This is a genomic window from Dehalobacterium formicoaceticum, from assembly GCF_002224645.1.
In the GTDB taxonomy this organism is placed as follows: domain Bacteria; phylum Bacillota; class Dehalobacteriia; order Dehalobacteriales; family Dehalobacteriaceae; genus Dehalobacterium; species Dehalobacterium formicoaceticum.
Genome location: NZ_CP022121.1, coordinates 2470090 through 2488775, shown reverse-complemented (window position 1 = coordinate 2488775; position 18686 = coordinate 2470090). Strand labels below are relative to the sequence as shown.

Here is an 18686-nt window from a genome sequence, read left to right as displayed (position 1 = left end):
TCGATTTCAATACATCCAATGTGGAGGTTCCGCTTTAAAAAGCACAGCGGCGGGGAGTTTTGGCGTGAATTTCAATACATCCAATGTGGAGGTTCCGCTACAGAAACAGACCCGAATGTAACTGACGTTAGTTATTTCAATACATCCAATGTGGAGGTTCCGCTATATGTGAAGAATCTTTCCGGAGCCTGACAAGCTAATTTCAATACATCCAATGTGGAGGTTCCGCTTTTACAGCGTGTATTACCTGCATAATGCAAACTAATTTCAATACATCCAATGTGGAGGTTCCGCTTTTCCTTTTAAAGACATATACATTTCTATTAACTTATTTCAATACATCCAATGTGGAGGTTCCGCGTTTAGACAAATAAATAGATTTGGTTTATTAGCTTATTTCAATACATCCAATGTGGAGGTTCCGCCTTTTACAGCGTGTATTACCTGCATAATGCAAACTAATTTCAATACATCCAATGTGGAGGTTCCGCTAGCACTGTCGAATACGGAGGAACAGGATTCTTTTAATTTCAATACATCCAATGTGGAGGTTCCGCAATACTTGCTTAAAGTAAATCAGATTTGCAGGGAACAATTTCAATACATCCAATGTGGAGGTTCCGCTGCATTTATTTTTTCCGAGAAAGCGGACAAGTTTATATTTCAATACATCCAATGTGGAGGTTCCGCGGAGCAATGGCAGAACAATGAAAATGAGTTTGAGATATTTCAATACATCCAATGTGGAGGTTCCGCTATCAATGGTTTAGAAGGTGTGGTTATGGAAATTAATTTCAATACATCCAATGTGGAGGTTCCGCTAAATATCCCCACATCCGGGAGCAATGGCAGAACAAATTTCAATACATCCAATGTGGAGGTTCCGCACTCCTCGAATTTGTCTATCAATCATTCTGTCGTTTATTTCAATACATCCAATGTGGAGGTTCCGCCCAGACGTAATACTTACACCAGCTAAAATTAACGCTATTTCAATACATCCAATGTGGAGGTTCCGCGCAAGGAGAAAAAAATCTAATAACAGTTAGAATTAAATTTCAATACATCCAATGTGGAGGTTCCGCTATTCTGTCCAGTAATTCAAACTCAGCCAAGTCCTATTTCAATACATCCAATGTGGAGGTTCCGCTATCGCATCTCTCCCGCGCCGCTTATTACTTTCTTGGATTTCAATACATCCAATGTGGAGGTTCCGCTAAGTTTGATGAAATAAGCGATGAAGATTTGCTCAAATTTCAATACATCCAATGTGGAGGTTCCGCCAAGATAAAATGGCCGCTTTCCAGTTTAGTAAAAACCGCTAAGCCGTATTACATCAGCTTTTACCGCTCATTTTTCCATGCTGAACTAAATTATAACAAAATTTATCTCTATCGTCCCTCATCACTCTTGTATCAAGCTTCTTACCCTTTAACTATATAGTCTAACATGGAAAAAATCAAATAATTAATGACTCAGGATCAATGCCCGTATTACCCATACTTTCTTCGTGAAAAGATGACTCACTCATTGTTTGAATAAATGTTATAAAATCATACTCCGGGTCAATTACTTTTTTGAGTTTCCCCTTAAGTTCCAAAAAGTTTCCAGGAGTGATATGTCCCCTGAAAACAGATTTTTGATAATGCTTCAGATACTGCTTACATATCTTGAATACCTTCGTTACACGTTTTTCGCCAACATCATAAAAAAGAATTACATAGTTATAGTTGAAATTTTTCATTTCTTATCCTCCAAACTAAAAGGGGTAAAACTTTTCTCCTCCATTATAAATTTAATTAACTTATATCCATCCAGTCTAATAGCATGTTTATAGCTGCACCTTCTTTTTAAAGTTTGGTGCTCAAAAGCCTGGTTCAGACGTTCCTCGAACGCCTCAATAAAGACTTTACGCCCGCTTTCATTGAGTAAGGCATAATTCAATTTTTTGTCAAAATGTTTCTCTACGGTAATCTTCCTATTATTAACACAGTCGAATATCGTCTTAAAAACCAACACCGGTTTAAACACTTCTGATAAATCTAAGCTTAATGAAAAGCGGCGTTCTGCAGGCTCATGCAAAAAAGATATGGCTTGATCTAGGTGGGTGTGATAGATTTCTGTAATCACCTTCGTATACAGTAAGGAATTACCAAAAGATATCAAAGCATTTATGGGATTGTCAGGAGGCCTTTTTACCCTTTTGTTCATCGCAAATGATTCCGGTAAGATGGTTCGGAAACTTTGGTAGAATTTTGCCCAGATCGCCCCTTCTACACGAAGCAGTTGATTGATATCATTTGTCTTATCAACCAAATTCGGAACATCTTTGCGTAACCAATCAAGGTAATCCTTAAATTCATTTTTTCCATGACGATAATAATGATAAAGCACAAAATAGATATTACGGGCAATTCCTTTAACTATTGCCCCGGCAATCATCATTCTTTTATCTTTATAAGCTAAGGCCTGAGCGACAGTCAGCCTACCGCTTATTAATTGCTCCTTCGGATAAAATGTTCCGATATAGTTTCCATGATAACCAAAGAAATGAACGATGATGCCTGCCTTTGATAATAACTGCAGCATTTTCGTACTGAGGGTTATATCATTAAAGCAATATAATTCTCGTGTATCCTTTATTGGTAAATAAATATTTTTCTCATCCTTACGGAGTACAATGGAAAAATCCTTTTGAAATAACTCTCCGGACGAAAAAATATAACGCGTCTCATTACTCTTACTGATTCTTCATCCCTCCCTTAACTAGATAAAGCAATAATCATAGTAGGCACATTTCTTGCAAATAGGCTTAAAAACCGGAGATGGAGGTTGTTCTTGTTCTAGGAAATCCTCGATCTGACGATAATAAGCTTTCCGTTCTTCGATATCTTCCTCCGACATCACTAATGTGTGGACACTTTTACTTTGCTTATTCTTCTCCAGGCATTCTAAGCAACCTTTGCGTATAATCCCCTTGTCATACAGAGTAACTAAATAGAATTCCAACTGGGCTTTCGCCGCAGCTAAATCGGCATCCGATTTTTTGATTTCCGTGACATACTCCGCCGTCAGCTTATCCAGCTTGATTCCTTCTAATGCGATTTCTTCCGTTCCTTGCTTTTTCAGTTCATGCAGCACTTTGCCGATCCTAACGTCCTCCGAATTGTCTTCCATGTTTAGATTATGTGAAAATAACCAGCACTGTCTTTGACAATGTGTATAGTAATTCACAATAGTTCCTGTCAGCATTTATAAAAACATCCCTCCGTAAAACTCCTCTAATGCCGTCCGATCCAACACTCCGTCTGTGACGAATTGCTCTCCGCCATCAATAAAATAATATCCGCCATACTCTTCTACCCCGTATGGTATCTTGTTTCGAAATACGGTAAAAGTAAAATAAGACATCTTTAATGCCAACCTGGAAAATTCAATTTTTCGCTGAGCATATCCCATATCCCGATTCATACCTAAAGCTCTATATTCTTCCCACACATCATAACCATTTAAATCTTCCCAAATATATGGAATGAATAATTGATAACTCTGATCAATTAAACGCATCTGATCCTCTATGCGCTTACAATTTAACTGAACACAATCATTATCTAAGTATGCCAAATTCATCTTATTTGCCATACTGGTCTTAGCAATCAAATCAGCAAAAACCTGGGCATAAATTTCGTCAAAACGCTTCTCCTCTACCTTTCTTCGAATAGCAACATCCCTGACGGAATAACGCAAGCGAGCGTCTCCCCGATAAATTACTTCCTCATTGTCAAGATCAAAGAAATAGGCAACAGCACCGCTAGTGTTCAAGCATGACCGATTGATTCGTCCCAAAAATTGTTCTTCGGCATCCGGAAGAGAAATATCCTTAAAACCAATTTCCATATCAATGTTGACTCCAGCTTCGATTACTTGCGTTGCAATCAAAACCATCTTTTCCCCGTTATTAATCCTTTTTATGATCTGTTCTCTTCTTGCCCCATTATCGTCACCTGTAAGTAAAACAGCATGACATTCTTCCTTGCAAAGTTCGAAAAATTCCCTGGCTGTCTTTTTTTTAATGAATTCCACTAACACTCTTTTATCTTTAAACCGTAATACTTCATCTTTAAGTTCTTCTATAGTAATCTTACCCTTTTCCAACAAAGAGAAATCCAAATGAACTCTTCCTTTAAAAAGAGGATGCTGATAATACTTTTGTGGATCCTTCACTAATGAGACAAACTTGCCCTCGACCGTCTTAAGCAGCAAGTCTAATTGAGGAAGTGTGGCCGACATAATTATGATCTTCATATTTAGCTGCCGGGCGTAGCCTTGGAGAAAAGTAATGATTTCTCGCCAGATACTATTCTTGTAACTTTGAATTTCGTCCAAAATGATTACACTATTACATAGCTTAAGCAGCGGAAAGCAACGTTCCCGTCCGCACCCAAACAAAGCATTAAAGAAATTGATATGTGAAGTTAAAACAATCGGATAGTTATTAAAAAGGCGATCCAGCCAGGCTGCTTCATAATTGTCTTTCTCACCATCTCCACCCATAACAACGGGAGTAAGGGAATTAACCACTGCAATTTGATCTCCGAAAAAAGGCAACAGTGTATCTTTTGTTTGCTCCACCAAAGTATTAAAAGGGAATATGTAGAAAATATTATTAATCTGCGGATCGATCTCAAGAACACGCAAACTAAGATTGATGGCCATGTTCGTTTTTCCAGCTCCCGTTGGTGCCTCCAGATAATAAATATGAGCTTCCGGATTTTCCTTAAGATTAGCTTCTGACTCAATAAATATTTCATTGCGCAGAGCATTGATTGGAGTTCCTCGGAAAGTTTTTGGATCCTTATGGAACTGCCTGATGCTATTGACCAGGGTACTTTCATCATAGCTTTGCTTTAGGTCTTCTCCTCTGTTTTGGATCACCATCGGCTGCACCGGCTGACCTGTCATAAATTCTTCAGTAGCACAATAATCACAGCCCGTTATCAATGCGTAAAGTAATCGACAAAGAATGTAAAAGCTGACAGGATCTTTAATCGACTTAGACTCCTGCATATAATATTGAATGTCTTCAAAAACACTTTCATCAAGCACACTTTGAAAATACTCTTCATCCCAAAGCTCCAACTTAGAAAACTGACTTCCATCACCTAATTCCCCATGGTGTTTATAGATGCAATATGCGAATGCACTCAGACATTTCTTCATTGCTTCTGAAGGATTTTTTAATAGAACTTGATACATATAATCAATATACAAATAACTTGAAGCTAAAGCATGATGAGAATTGTTTGCTTTCCTGATCATAAGCCGGAAATCTTTATTTTCTAAAACCTGATACTGATAACGCGGGTTGATCTTTCCAAAATCATGTAAATAGATGGCATAGCAAAATAATTGATAAACCTTTTCGCCTTCTTCATCAGAAAATCCACAACATTTGATCAAGTCTTTTGTAATGTTCTCAATTCCCTTCTGATCACAATAGATAGCAAGGTAATGCAGAGTTAGATCAGAATGTGCCAGAAGGGTTTCGGTTTCTTTCCTTTCACCAACAATCCTGGTATGGGCGAGATAGCGCGTATCTTTTATGGCTTCAGGAGTTAATAATTCGACAGTTTTCACAATGTCACCCCCTGTCAATGGGATAGAAAGCCATTTTCCCTACTTTCCACCCCATTGTACATCGTGCTTAATAGAAATAATATTGCCGTTGACCATCTGTATATAAATGGTCGGGCAGGTATCCTATGGGAATATTGCCATTTGTGTAAATAAAACGAGCAAATTCATAAAAGTTATGTTTCCGGACTAAAGCTAGAGGGGCATTTTCTACAAATAGATATTGGGATGGTCCTCCTCCATCCAATGCTCTAAGGTCGCCGTCGAATCTAAACAAGGAATCAATTCGAGATGCACGGGTAGGAGTTAGTTCCACCATACTCACCGCATCTATCTGAGCAGGAAAATCATTACGCCCAAGATAAGGAATATAAATACATTGTCCATGGAGTAAACTGTGACAAAGCTTGTCCCATGTCCCATCCGGCAAGTTATTCTGGGCAAGGAAGATCGTCCAGCTGGGATGTTCCAGCCATTGTTCCCGCACCTGAAGATTCCCGCCTTGTTCTTTCGAGGCATATCCGACGCTATTATTAAAATACTGAATTTTCTTTGTGAAATAGCCATTTTCCCCATTGGGGATAATTGCTACATACAGACTCGACAGCACTTGATAAAATTCCGGGTAATCTGGTTCCTTCTGGTCGTATAGCTTGTAATTTCGGTATCCGCTTAACCCCAGAATTGCCCCGAGCAGCCCTAATAAGGCGACCTTATGAATATTATTATAGGTAAAATAAACCTGGGCGTTTACATCGGGTTGGCGAAAGCAAGCGGCCTTCCCCGACAGAGTAAATCGGATGCTTTTCATCAACACCACCTCTTAATATATAGATTCTACTTTGCCGGGCAGCGAACCACAATTTACCTTGATTGTCGCGAGATTGCAATAAATCTCCACAGATTGAATCTGATCATAGTGCGGCTCCAGAGCTTGGGCCAATTTTGAAAGATCATAAAGGATATGATCCCCATCCCTTTGCGCACTGACATAACGATCCAAATTGGCTAAGAATAATTGGCTTTCTTCTTTTAATTCAATAAAGACGGCCAGTTCATTTTCGCAACCGCTTTTGGAGTTGGTATTAAAGGCAGTCGTTGCTACTCGAGCTGCACATTTGAACTTGTCATAAGCTTCCTGCGTGTACCCTTCAAAGCCATTAGCTAATCCAATATAGTCGTGATAATTCGCCGGATTAACCGAGAATGAGTAAACATAATGAGCTTCGTCTGTGACAATTTTTGTCCCCATGGAAGAGGCCAGCTTGTCTTCACTCTTCTCATTAGAATTGCGAAAAGGTGAGAGAATATCTTGAACAAGTATCTCTGTATCCTTGTAGAGATTTAACCCCTGATTAATCTGCACTGCCCCTGTAATACTGATGTTTTGTTTTTTTTCAGCAAAGGTAGCACCAAAATTCATGACATCAATGGCTGAAAAAAGTTTTCCTAAGACTTCCTTTGAAGAAGTCTTTTCATCTAAACTACCGAAAAGGAAGGAATATCTTTCATTAAGATCTCGGGGCTGTAGCTTTTCTCCTCCTTTATCTTCCTTAATTTGCATGCTCTTGATATATAGCACCGGTTCCCCTTGAATCATCCACATCCGCTTCATAGGATACTTTAAAGCTTTGTCACTGCCTAAAATAATATTATCCGCGGTGGTTTTGGGATACCCTGACAAATCCGCATTAAAATTTGCCATATAAGCTCCAACGGCGAGAATACCGTATACTCTATTGTTTTTCTTCATTTCATTTACCCCCTTCATTTTCATCCGGTTTTACTTCATTATTATCCTGTTTACTCTTATCATCATCTTTAAAGTAAATAATATTATTAGCTGCAAATCCGTATAACAGTGCATCACGGTCAATTGATTCTTCATTTTCGGGGGCGTAAGAAGTCACAATGCTTAACATGTTATTAAAACGCTGATTATTATAGTCGATAGCATAAGAATATTTATGAAGATATTTATAATGTTCATCTTTAATAGTTTGAATGTTCTTAGCCGAAACAATCCCCCTCAAAAAGACATCATAGTGCATCTTCTGAGCTTCACTTAAACTGAAATAGTAATAGAGAATCTGGCCTGCCGCTATATAAAATTCCAGAGAATTTTGGCAAGCAATATGCTCATTTTTGTTTTTGCTAAGCACCTTGTCCTTTAAACTTAGATATGTCTCTTCCATGACATAACCCATATCATTTTCCTCCTTGTTAAAATAGTTTAAAAGTGCCAGCCTTACATTTAGCATTTGGGCTAAAGCAGATACATATTCAAGGTTCTGTAACCGAGCCAAGAGCACGCCCATCGAAACCTTGTCCACACAACTTCTAATCGGTACTTCATTTCCTTTCCTCAACCAATCATGCATTGCATCCCGTGACGTTACAATTTGCACGGCTAGTTCTCGTGACAAATTATCCGTAACCTTTACTCTTTCGGTATAATAGTTTCGTATCAAATGTCCGCCATATAGGTATAAATTGATATGAGTCTCCACTTCGTTTAACTTGTTCAATTTTTGACTGGGGTAATTTGATGATTCAAAATAATCTTTAAAGCGAATGGGTTTGTCCATGCTGTTATTAAATCTTGGTAAAAAGTCATAGTCATCGATGGTCACATTGATGCCACGATCCAGGTTGACATACATGGCCGAACTCCGAACTTTTATATCCTTGGCTACGGCAAATAGTCCCGGCAAATGAACTCCCACAGGGATGTAACCGGTATAAAGGGTTTTTCCTTCTAGTTCCAGTCCATTCAGCCACAAGAAGAACTTATGTAGTAGAACTCCATCCTCCGCAGTAATTCGGTAGGGAACTTTAAATTGTGTTGTTTTATGCTCCAGATAAGGTTTTTTAGCATTCATACCCATATTTGCATTAGAAAGACCAATTACCTGTTCATCCATCATAATGTTATAATTGTTACTGTTGAATATGCGCGGCAATAAATAGCGGCCGCTTTCATATTGATATTTTTCAAGGGACACATCCAGGAACAGCTTTACATAGCTATTATCTTTAATATCGTATTGGATAATCATGTCTTTAATAGCATCTAAAACATTCAAAAATTTCGTTTTACATTCTTCGACAGTTTCCGTATTTAAAGGCTGATATCCGGCAGTTGCAAGAATTTCTTCACTTTTTTTATCCTTGATCTTTGGTAAAGCATCAAAATAACGATCAATATGCTCCATTAAATCTGGGTTAATACCGCGCTCACCTATAAAAACATCGTGTTTACAAAACAAGGTATAAATATTGTTACTATGGATTTGTTTTTTGGGGTCAATTGGTTTATTCATTTCTATCAAGGTACTCGCAAAATCAGCTTCTTTAAACCATTCCACTAATGGGTCATTGTCAGGTGCTGTTGACTTTTTGACAAAATAGCAATCTGTCTCATTATTTTCCCTTATGCGGAAATATAGTCCTGGTTTAAGTTTATAATTCTGGATCACAATCGTGTCCACATCAAATTTAGTATCTTGCACCTGGTGATTCATAAACTCCTGGAGCAGTTCCTTAAACATCCTTTCACCTCCTGGCCAAACAGTATCCTAATCCCAGACTATTTTTTTCCAAAGCACCGGATGCCAGCACGATATTGGCCATCTGCTGAGCCCATGGTTGAGGTTTTACAGATAGCTTAATTTTGTGTCCGAGCAATATAGTATTCTTACCTTTGTACTTGATTTTAATTGCGACTTTGTTAAGAATTTCTATTCTGTCAAAAAAGAATTCTGCCGTTTCTTCAAATGAATCGTCTAGGCTTTTGCATTTCTTATATGCGTTTAGATGCAGTCTTTCTGATAGAAGTGCGATTCCATCATTATGTAACCAACATCTATTGTTCAAAGTGCATACGATAGGTGTTAGGGTTATTAATTCATTAATGTGCTTAAAAGAATAGTTTTTTAAGTCACTTGAAATGACCTTAGCAATCCCATGAGTCTTCGATAAATATTGCTTAATCTTTAAAGCAAAGTTTAAATGCATTGTGCGCAGATTAAAACAGTACATTCGACCTTCCCGATAAATCTTATCTTGCTCCAAAGGATACGGAGCGGAAAAACAGTATAGTTTATACCCTCTTTGATGATGGAAATTTTTTAGTTCCTCATCCAGCAGCATGCTTCGGTTTATGAGTTCCGCAATCCCCGATTGCACCTCGTCAAATGTGACATCCTTTAAAAATTGAATTGTAAATACGATTTCATGATAATGGTTCAACTTTTTCACCACCTTTCAATCTCAACGTTATTATATTTGCTAGATAATAATGGTTTGTTAATTCATAATATATCATTCTCTGCGGAATGTCAATCTTTTCAGAGATTTATGAAATTTACTAGTTTTATATTTTTGTTGATAAACTAATATTTTAGGATATACTATAAAATGAAACAAACAAATGTATTGAAATACGTTTTAATATTTGCTTGATGCAGCTTTTTGCAACCCTCACATTTCATGTTTATCAATTAAAAACCACTGCATAATGTTTGTTTCATTTTCATCATTAAAAAAGCTTAAGAATGCCTGTCTGGCGTTCTTAAGCTTTTTTTCTATTTCTTTAAACTATTTGATGCTTTCCTTTAACTATCTTCAGTCCGGCTGTCTATGGTAATCTAATAGTAGGCCACCGTAGTCATTGAAAAACCGGCCACAATAGATTAACCTACTTGAGAGAAATTCAACATCAATAAATAAACGTATCTTCCAAAGTTGACAATACATCAAGATTGCTGATCGGATTTCCTGTTAGTCCCAAGGATTGTAAAGAAGTCAAGTCTTTTAACGGACTAACATCCTTAATTTGATTTTCCTGCAGTGACAGGTTCTCCAAATTGGTTAATGCGGCCAGCGGATCAATACTTTTAATCTGGTTGCTATATAAATAAAGATTCTGTAATCCCTTCAGCTTTGCCAGCGGACGTAAATCAGTAATCTTGTTATAGTCCAAATCAAGGGATTTCAGGTTGGGCATTTCACCAAGGGATTGAAGATCCGATATATCACAAAATGACAGATCCAATGTCGTCAGCGCATTTAGCTTGTTGAGAGGGCTGAAATCACGGATCTTGTTTGCGGAAAAATCAGCTTCTTTTAAATTAACCAGCTTCTCAACCGGGTGTAAATCCTCGATTATGTTTCCGGAGAAATCCACCTCCTCAACATCAGCCAAATATTCAATTCCTTTCAGGTTGGATATCATTTTCCCCCCGGCCCATAAACGGGTAATCCCTTTTAACTCACTTTGATAAATTGGACCCTCATATTTATCAATTTCCTTGCGCACGATATTTTCCAAATTGCTATCGGCAAATACTGCCTCCCGATCTTGTTCATGGCTGATATCCGGATTGGTTATTCTGTCATAATTCTCCCGCTTTATCAACCTATCTTGATACAGGCGAAAGTAATGGCGTATACCCTGGTCATCATGGATGTTCTTTTTAAGATCCAGCCACAATTCCGCTTCTTCATTATTATTTTCACTATTCTTTTCAATGCCCCAATCCCGGATGAGAAAATCATTTTCCCCTGCAATATCCAGGTCCGAGAATTTTCCGGTTTCGGGGGAATATTGCAGCATATGAGGCGATCTTTCCACATGCTCCGGTTGAGGATAATCCACAGAATAAAAGATTTCCGGGATTTTATCTCCGCTGATATCGCCATACTGAATATTGATGTTTCCCTCCGTTAAGTCAATAGGAGGAAAATCCAGTTGAATAATGCGAAACTTATCGTCAGGAGAAGTGATGTAAATAAAATATGCCGGGGCAGTAAAATAATTATCGATACTCATTGAGCTGGCAATCATATACATTTCGTCTGACCTGCCGTCTTGATTCAGGTCGAAAGAGCTATGCTCAATGAGGATCCCATTTTCAATATCTTTTAAATCGATGTCTGTATCGGCCAGTCCTCGGGCCAAAATTTCACTTAATTGTTCCGGCGCATCATCTGTCGCTGGGATTTTTTCATGACTTCTGCCGGTAAAAGGTATTTTATATTGAGCAACGGTTTTATCTGCTTGATCGGAAGTAAAATCAACTCCAATGGCGTAAATCGCGTCATCTTTTATTGCCCAGTCAAACATATAACTGTTGCGATCCCTTTTCAATTCACGAACAATTATTCTCCCATAATAATCGCCGACAATTGGATGTATGCCATAAAAATAGCCTGGTTCACCTAATTGTTGCGCTTGAAAAGGAACATCATTATTTGCTGTTTCATGGTAAGTGATGGCTTCAGCAATATTTAATCTGATTAGATTTCCGCTGAACTTTTTCCTCAATTCAATGGAATCGAGCATCATGGCCCAAAAGTTATTTTCAACCAGCATATATAACCAGCCGTCTTTTTCTTTCATCCCCAATAGATCAGTAGAGTAAATAAACTTCACTTCTTTATCGGGATAGATGGCAAATATTTGGTCTGAACCCATGGTACTGTCCCCAATATGAAATGATAAATAAAGTTCTTTCCCTTCCTTCAGCCGTTCATTAGTGAAATTGTCACCCAAGTCCGTAAAATCATTACGGTTATTCAGATCCCAGCCATATAATCGATTGTTTTTTTCAGCAATTATCACCCAGGTATCACCATAAAGCACTTGATAATTTTCGTCAAATGATGCCTTTAAGGTATTCAGAGCGGTCAGATTCAAATCCATTGGTTGATTGCTGACCATGATTAATTTGCCGTCATTTTTGAACTCTGTCGTTTTTCCCAAAGCATCCCCTATAGTCTGAAACGACAAATATGTAGTTCCATTTCTGAGTATTGCCGGATCGTCAATTTTGATTTTCGCCCCATTCACCAACATATCTTTACTACCGATGGTTAATAATATTTTTTTCTTCCCATCATTGATCTGCACTTCTTTTTTTGTTGGATGCCAGTCTACTTTTGCCTGCAAATTTTCTGCCAGAAAGCGCAGAGGCACCATGGTTCTGCCATTCTCCAGAATTGGTTTTTTACCCGACATCTCTCTCCCATTAACAAAAGCTTTATCCGTGTTTAACGACATAATAATGCTGTCTTGAAATGTGTTTAATTCCAGGTCTTGATTATATTCATTAATATTTACCGCCAATGCTGGACCAGTAGTAGTCACCAACAACCAAATCATAGCAATGAGCATGATCTTTTTCATTCTACCGCCTCCAAATCAGTTTTTTTGAAATCTAATCTCTTTTTAATAGGCCTTCACCCCTTGTCAATTATTTACCCAAGATATTCATCTTATTTATAGACCAATTTTTAACGGGAAAAGTTCCTGTATTTTATCCGCGGAATTGTGAAATCCTCCTTTGGGTAACCATTAGAGACCGCTTAAACCATATTCTGCGAGGCAGCTCACGTCCATCTTGGATTTAATAATGCCTTCCTACCGGTATAATGATTTTTTCATATAGTTGTACCCTACCTGATACATGATATAGTCCATTGTACGTGATTTTTAATTTTGGCTTATTTTTTATGATCTTACATGGATCAATCCATTTTCATTATAAATATAATCTAAGTGATATTATCGCAAACAAGGCAGGAACTTTTTCCATGTTTTATACGTCTTTTTAAGTAATTGGAAGAAGGAGGTGTTACCCGTGAATAATTTTTGCCAAAAAAAGAACCTTATCATGGAAGCTGAGATGCTGTATATTTTGAGGAAGCTGCTGGCCAATTTGATTTTTACCTGCACTATGATCACCCTGGCCAGCCCAGTGGCGGCACTGGGAGAAGAACAAAATATTTACGAACTTCATGTAGAGGATATTAACTACGTGGAAGCAGGGCAAGCTGATTTAACTTATCTGCCTCTGTTTTATCAACGGGAAGAAGATCTTCCTGCTCTGAAAAAAATAGTTGAGGCAGTCAATGCCATGAGCAAGCACCCGATCAAACACTATGAACAGGATGCCTGGAACGCTTTCTTTGATACGGACCTGGTTCTGAAGCTAAAAAATGATACTACGATTGCGATTCAGTTTCTGTCGTCTGATATGGCTAATTTATCCTTACCCGGGCAAGAACCTTTTGGTGTGGATCCAGGGGTTGCCGTCCAGTATAATAATCTGCTCGAACTTTTTCACGTGCCGGAGAGTAATATTTCACTGCCGGACAGGATGGTACTGGGGAAAGCCTATACAGTGCAAGGGGAACATATAGAGAAAAATGAGATAAATCTTTTTATCGGACCTCTGCGCGGTGATTTTGGCGGAAATCAATATGAAGCGGTCAACGGAAGGTGGTTCCCCACCAAGGATGCTTTGTATATTGGTTCCATTCCGGTTAAATTAGGGCGATATAATAGCCAAATTACGATGCCTCCCTTTGGGGAAAATTTAAAGGGTGAAATGGTGCCTATTACTCCGGGCAAATACTCCCTTTATATCTTTTATTCTGGGGGAGAATCAATGCCTTACCAAGTTGTCGCACCCAATCCGGATCCCTTGTTAACGGTTAACGAACAATTGGTGGTTACGGATGCTCCCCCATACCTGGAACAGGGCCGTCTTATGGTTCCCCTGCGCGCTCTCATGTCAGGACTGGGGGCAAAAGTGGTATGGGACGGGGCAGCGAAAAGAGTATTGGTGAATACAGACAAATCCTTGCTCCCCCAACGATCTTCCCCTAATACGATTGAATTGTGGATTAACGGCAGCAAAGAAAACCCGGAAATTCCGCCCCGTCTTTGTCAAAATCGGATATTCCTTCCGACCCGTTTCATTGCAGAATTGTTAGGTGCCCAAGTTCACTGGGATGAAGAGCTAAAAATAGTAAATATTAAAATGGAGGAAAAGAAAGTTGATTCCCAAAATGGTCTCCTGAACTCATGGGGCAAGAGTATGATTAGGAGTGAGTAAGCAGCAAACAGTCAGGAAAGTTGTATAACCTTCCTGACTGTTTGCTGCTTGGAGTCTTGTAACGAAACTTCTGGCACGGTATAAGCATCATAATGAGGATACTTGTCGATATTTTTCTGTTATGATATTGTTAATGCTCGCTAAGGATCCGGATATATCGCTAAACTCAAGGGCGAAGCAGCTATCTTGCAGAAAAAAAAGAATTACCATGATGCAAGCACCATGGTTTAAGGAAAGTTAATAAACTATCTCCATCATTCTTTGTCTTTATCTTTAAATCTCCCAGATACATGTGACACATCACAAAATGGCTTATTTCCTGACCTACCGCACCGACACAGAGCAACCCTATTTCTGATTTCATATGTTTCGCCATCTGATGATTCGATAGGAATATTTCCCTTAACAAAAATACCTGCACTAACACCCTTTTCCGGGTCCTGAATGATCTCAATTGATGGTTCATATGTGGGTTCAATTCTTGCCCCGGTCTTTTCAACAGCTGTCAGTCGTCCGGACGGGCACTCACATGCTGCCTGAATTGCTTCCTTTTTACAGTCATCTTGATCGGATCTTGCCGTTAATTCCCAGGCATCTCCTTTTTCTTGATGGCAAAAACGGGCAAGAGCACACCTATGATCATCTAATAAGTCAATACCAGGTCCTTCCATATAATCGGCTCTGTCTTCATATTTTGTTTTTGAAGCAGTTTCTTCGCCCACAAAACCGACCTTCTCATGGCTTCCATCACAAAATGGAGTGTTTTTTGATTTGCCGCAGCGGCAAAGTGCATATACATCAGATTGGGGCAGTTCACGTCCATCTTGGAGCACATAATGCTTTCCTACTGGTACAATGATTTTTTCGTATAGTGGTACCTTACCTGATACAAGATAAGGTCCATTATGCGTGATTTTGATTCTGGGTTCTTTTTTATGATCTGACATTGGGATCAATTCCCTTCTAAATTAGTAATGAAATTCGGTTTTCCCTAAAGTGAAAATCAGAAAAGTGCCTGTTCCCGGCCTTATTGCTTACATTTGATCTTACTTATTCAAAAAATGTCAAGGGAACGCAGTTTCGACAATTCCGTTCCCTTGACACGCTTAATTCTAGGATACTCAGGCTATTTGATTTTCTCCAGTATAAAAAAGGTATGCTTGTAGTGATTCTTTTCGTCCACGGTGCCTTCCTTTTGCTCGATAACCTTCCACTCTCCCCTGTCATAGCTGGGGAAAAAGGTGTCTCCCGGAAAATCTTCATGAATTTCCGTCAGATACATTTTCTCCACGTAGGGAAAAAGCAAGTTAAATATCTTTGCCCCGCCGATAACAAAATACTCTTCCGGAGCTTCAATCATGGGCTTTAGATCATCCAAATTATGGATAACCACAACATTCTCATCATTGACCTGATAATCTTCATTGCGTGTGAGGATGATATGCTTTCTTCCCGGCAGTACCTTGGGCAATGATTCAAAGGTCTTACGCCCCATGATCATGGTTTTGCTTTGGGAAAGGGTCACCTCCTTAAAGAATTTTGCATCATCCGGAAGATGCCAGGGGAGGCCTTGTTCCTTGCCAATGACATTGTTTTGGGAAATAGCAACCACATAACTTAGCATATTTAACCCTCCTATTTTTGTAATAGCTTCATTAATAATAGCCTCATTATATTATCCTTGCATTAAGATTATTATAAGCCAATACATCGATTTTTCCTACATCTATTTCCCCTAGAATCCAGTCTGTTCCGTGCGTTGAATAATCTCGTCCTGCAATTCCCTGGTCAGGTTATTAAAGTAATCGCTGTACCCGGCTACTCGCACAATCAGGTCATGGTAATTTTCCGGATGACGTTGGGCATCCTGAAGCATTTTACTGTCCACCACATTGAACTGAATATGATGACCGTCCAGAGCGAAATATGCCCGGATCAAATCCTTCAAACCTTCCAGACCGGTCTCTCCTGCTAGTACGCCGGGGGTAAACTTCTGATTGAGCAATGCGCCGCCGGTGCGCAGCTGATCCAGCTTGGCCGCTGATTTGATCACGGCCGTGGGGCCGCATCTGTCCGCTCCCTGTACCGGTGAAATCCCTTCGGAGAGAGCTACCCCGGCTTTCCGGCCATCTGGGGTCGCTCCAATGACAGAGCCGAAGTATACATGACAGGTGGTGGGCAGCATTTCTACCCGGTACTGACCGCCGTTGGGGGTGGGTCTGCCGTTGGTTAGTTCGTAGATGATTTCGAACATATCCATGATCAAGCTGTCTGCCCGGTCGTCGTCATTGCCATATTTGGGCGTCTTATTCAAAAAAATCTGGCGTTCTTTTTCATAACCTTGAAAGTCCGCCCCAAGTACAGTGAGCAGCTGATCCATGGACAAAGATTGATCATCAAAAACATGCTTTTTGATGGAACTGAAGCAGTCGGTGATGGAGCCCAGGCCGACAAATTGGATGTAACGGCTGTTGTAACGGGCGCCGCCCGCGTTATAGTCCTTGCCTTTGGTGATACAGTCTTCGATAATCACGCTCATAAAAGGAGAAGGCATATATTGGGCATACATTTTTTCAATGACATTGTTGCCCCGAATATCCACATCGATGAAGTAGGCGATCTGCTTTTTGAACGCTTCCATTAAATCATCCATGGACTTAAAGTCCCGGGCATCCCCGGTTTCCAAGCCGATTTTCTTCCCTGTTTGGGGATCAATCCCATTATGCAGGGTGATCTCCAGTACCTTGACCATGTTAAAGTAACCGGTGAGAATATAGGCCTCCTTGCCAAAGGCACCCACTTCCACACACCCGGAGGTGCCGCCTTTGCGGGCATCTTCCAGGCTCTTGCCCTGACGCAGCAGCTCCATAACCACCGCATCATGGTTAAAGACAGAGGGAAAACCCATACCTTCTCTGATCACCCGCCCCGCTTCGATGACGAATTTATCTGGATTCTTTTTGCTGATCTGCACGTTGGTCGAGGGCTGCAAAATCCGCATATCCTTGATAATGTCCAAGAGCAGATAAGAAACCTCACTGACCCCGTTGGAGCCGTCACCCTTCATACCGCCAATGTTGATGTTGCAAAAATCGGTATAGGTGGCGCTCTCTTTCAAAGTAATGCCCACCTTGGGCGGTGCCGGTTGATTGTTAAACTTCACCCAAAAGCTTTCCAGCAATTCCATGGCGCTTTCCCGGGTAAGGCTGCCCGCGGCAACTTCTTTTTGATAAAAAGGATCCAGATGCTGATCCAGATGTCCGGGACAAAAAGCATCCCATGTGTTCAGCTCCGTGATCACACCCAGATGGACAAACCAGTACATCTGCAGGGCTTCATGGAACGTTCTCGGCGCATGGGCCGGAACCCATTCACAATTCTCGGCAATCTTAAAAAGCTCTGCTTTGCGCAATGCATCAGTGCATGCTGCGGCCATTTCCCGGGCCAATGCCGCATGGCGCCGGGCAAAAATGATCAGGGCATCGCAGGCAATATCCATGGCCTTTAACTCTTCTTGCTTATTATAGGCATCAAAATCATGAACATAATCCAGCCGGGCAAGCTGTTCTTTGATCTCAGCTTTAAAATCCAGCATGCCCTTGTGATAGATCTTATCGTCACAAACCGTATGACCGGGGGAACGCTGCTCCATAAATTCTGTAAAAATACCTGCTTCGTAGCAAGCATGCCATTCAGGCGTCATTTGCTCCATAATTAAATCACGGATGGCTTTACCCTGCCAAAAGGGGATGATCACCTCTTCCTGGATCGTTTTTGCCTCGTCGCTGACCTTAAAAAAGATCTTATCACGCTGATCCATGATTTCGAAGTCTTCCATGGTATGGCAGCACAGCTCCGGGTAGGTGGGGGCGGACTGCGGCTTGGGACCCCTTTCGCCTACAATCAGTTCCCCATCCAGGATGACAATCGTTTTGTTTTCACAAAGATGTTTAAAAGACAAGGCACGAAGCACCGGGATCGAGACCTTGCCCTGATATTTTTGATAAGCCTCCGTCATCAGCAGGGCACGTTCGATGGAGATGGTGGGCACAGTGCTGACGCTTTGCTGACGCAATTTTTGGATCCGCGCGTTCATGCCCAGGTTTTTATTCGTTTTGGTTTCCTCTTCAGTTTCTACTTTAGTTTCCA

Annotated in this window: 13 protein-coding genes and 1 CRISPR repeat array (1 of these 14 running past the window's edge); of the genes, 1 reads left to right on the top strand and 12 read right to left on the bottom strand. The window is 40.1% G+C overall.

Annotation, left to right across the window (positions count from 1 at the left end):
* A CRISPR array of direct repeats spans positions 1-1283; the repeat unit is 30 nt; unit sequence ATTTCAATACATCCAATGTGGAGGTTCCGC; it reaches 2623 nt to the left of the window's first position.
* 176 nt (positions 1284-1459) lie between these two features.
* The 9 genes from cas2 to CEQ75_RS11950 form a co-directional block, all read right to left on the bottom strand.
* On the bottom strand, positions 1460-1744 hold the full coding sequence (gene cas2, locus CEQ75_RS11990; protein ID WP_089610931.1) for a CRISPR-associated endonuclease Cas2: 285 nt from the start codon (positions 1742-1744) through the stop codon (positions 1460-1462).
* Positions 1741-2748 (bottom strand): type I-B CRISPR-associated endonuclease Cas1b, encoded by a 1008-nt coding sequence (gene cas1b / locus CEQ75_RS11985; protein WP_089610930.1) that lies wholly within the window; start codon positions 2746-2748, stop codon positions 1741-1743. Before cas1b ends, cas2 begins: the two co-directional genes overlap by 4 nt.
* Before the next feature lie 18 nt (positions 2749-2766).
* Positions 2767-3252, bottom strand: coding sequence for a CRISPR-associated protein Cas4 (locus tag CEQ75_RS11980; RefSeq protein WP_089610928.1), 486 nt, complete (start codon positions 3250-3252; stop codon positions 2767-2769).
* The gene (locus CEQ75_RS11975; protein ID WP_089610926.1) at positions 3253-5637 is read right to left on the bottom strand and encodes a CRISPR-associated helicase/endonuclease Cas3; all 2385 of its coding nucleotides are present in this window, start codon (positions 5635-5637) and stop codon (positions 3253-3255) included.
* A 67-nt stretch (positions 5638-5704) separates the two neighbouring features.
* Positions 5705-6445 carry a type I-B CRISPR-associated protein Cas5b gene (cas5b, locus tag CEQ75_RS11970; protein WP_089610924.1) on the bottom strand — a complete coding sequence of 247 codons (741 nt, stop codon included), beginning with the start codon at positions 6443-6445 and terminating at the stop codon, positions 5705-5707.
* 12 nt (positions 6446-6457) lie between these two features.
* A complete protein-coding gene (locus tag CEQ75_RS11965; protein ID WP_089610922.1) occupies positions 6458-7387 on the bottom strand; it encodes a type I CRISPR-associated protein Cas7 in 930 nt (309 codons plus the stop codon).
* 1 nt (position 7388) lies between these two features.
* Positions 7389-9185: a hypothetical protein gene (locus tag CEQ75_RS11960; RefSeq protein WP_089610920.1), complete on the bottom strand. Its 1797-nt coding sequence runs from the start codon at positions 9183-9185 to the stop codon at positions 7389-7391.
* 4 nt (positions 9186-9189) lie between these two features.
* Positions 9190-9885 carry a CRISPR-associated protein Cas6 gene (locus tag CEQ75_RS11955; RefSeq protein WP_089610918.1) on the bottom strand — a complete coding sequence of 232 codons (696 nt, stop codon included), beginning with the start codon at positions 9883-9885 and terminating at the stop codon, positions 9190-9192.
* 469 nt (positions 9886-10354) lie between these two features.
* Entirely contained in the window at positions 10355-12823 is a 2469-nt protein-coding gene (locus CEQ75_RS11950; protein ID WP_089610917.1) for a leucine-rich repeat domain-containing protein, read from the bottom strand.
* Between the two features lie 454 nt (positions 12824-13277).
* Between CEQ75_RS11950 and CEQ75_RS11945 the strand changes: the two genes are divergently transcribed.
* Positions 13278-14537 (top strand): copper amine oxidase N-terminal domain-containing protein, encoded by a 1260-nt coding sequence (locus CEQ75_RS11945; RefSeq protein ID WP_089610915.1) that lies wholly within the window; start codon positions 13278-13280, stop codon positions 14535-14537.
* A gap of 254 nt (positions 14538-14791) precedes the next feature.
* On the opposite strand, the gene CEQ75_RS11940 is transcribed toward CEQ75_RS11945, so the two are convergent.
* The 3 genes from CEQ75_RS11940 to hypD all read right to left on the bottom strand — a co-directional run bounded on the left by CEQ75_RS11940 (position 14792) and on the right by hypD (position 18633).
* Positions 14792-15484, bottom strand: coding sequence for a CDGSH iron-sulfur domain-containing protein (locus tag CEQ75_RS11940; RefSeq protein ID WP_089610913.1), 693 nt, complete (start codon positions 15482-15484; stop codon positions 14792-14794).
* A gap of 179 nt (positions 15485-15663) precedes the next feature.
* Positions 15664-16161, bottom strand: a complete 498-nt coding sequence (locus CEQ75_RS11935; protein ID WP_089610911.1) for a dihydrofolate reductase — start codon at positions 16159-16161, stop codon at positions 15664-15666.
* 111 nt (positions 16162-16272) lie between these two features.
* Complete coding sequence (hypD, locus tag CEQ75_RS11930) at positions 16273-18633, bottom strand: trans-4-hydroxy-L-proline dehydratase (RefSeq protein ID WP_089612616.1); 2361 nt, start codon at positions 18631-18633, stop codon at positions 16273-16275.
* Positions 18634-18686: the final 53 nt, after the last annotated feature.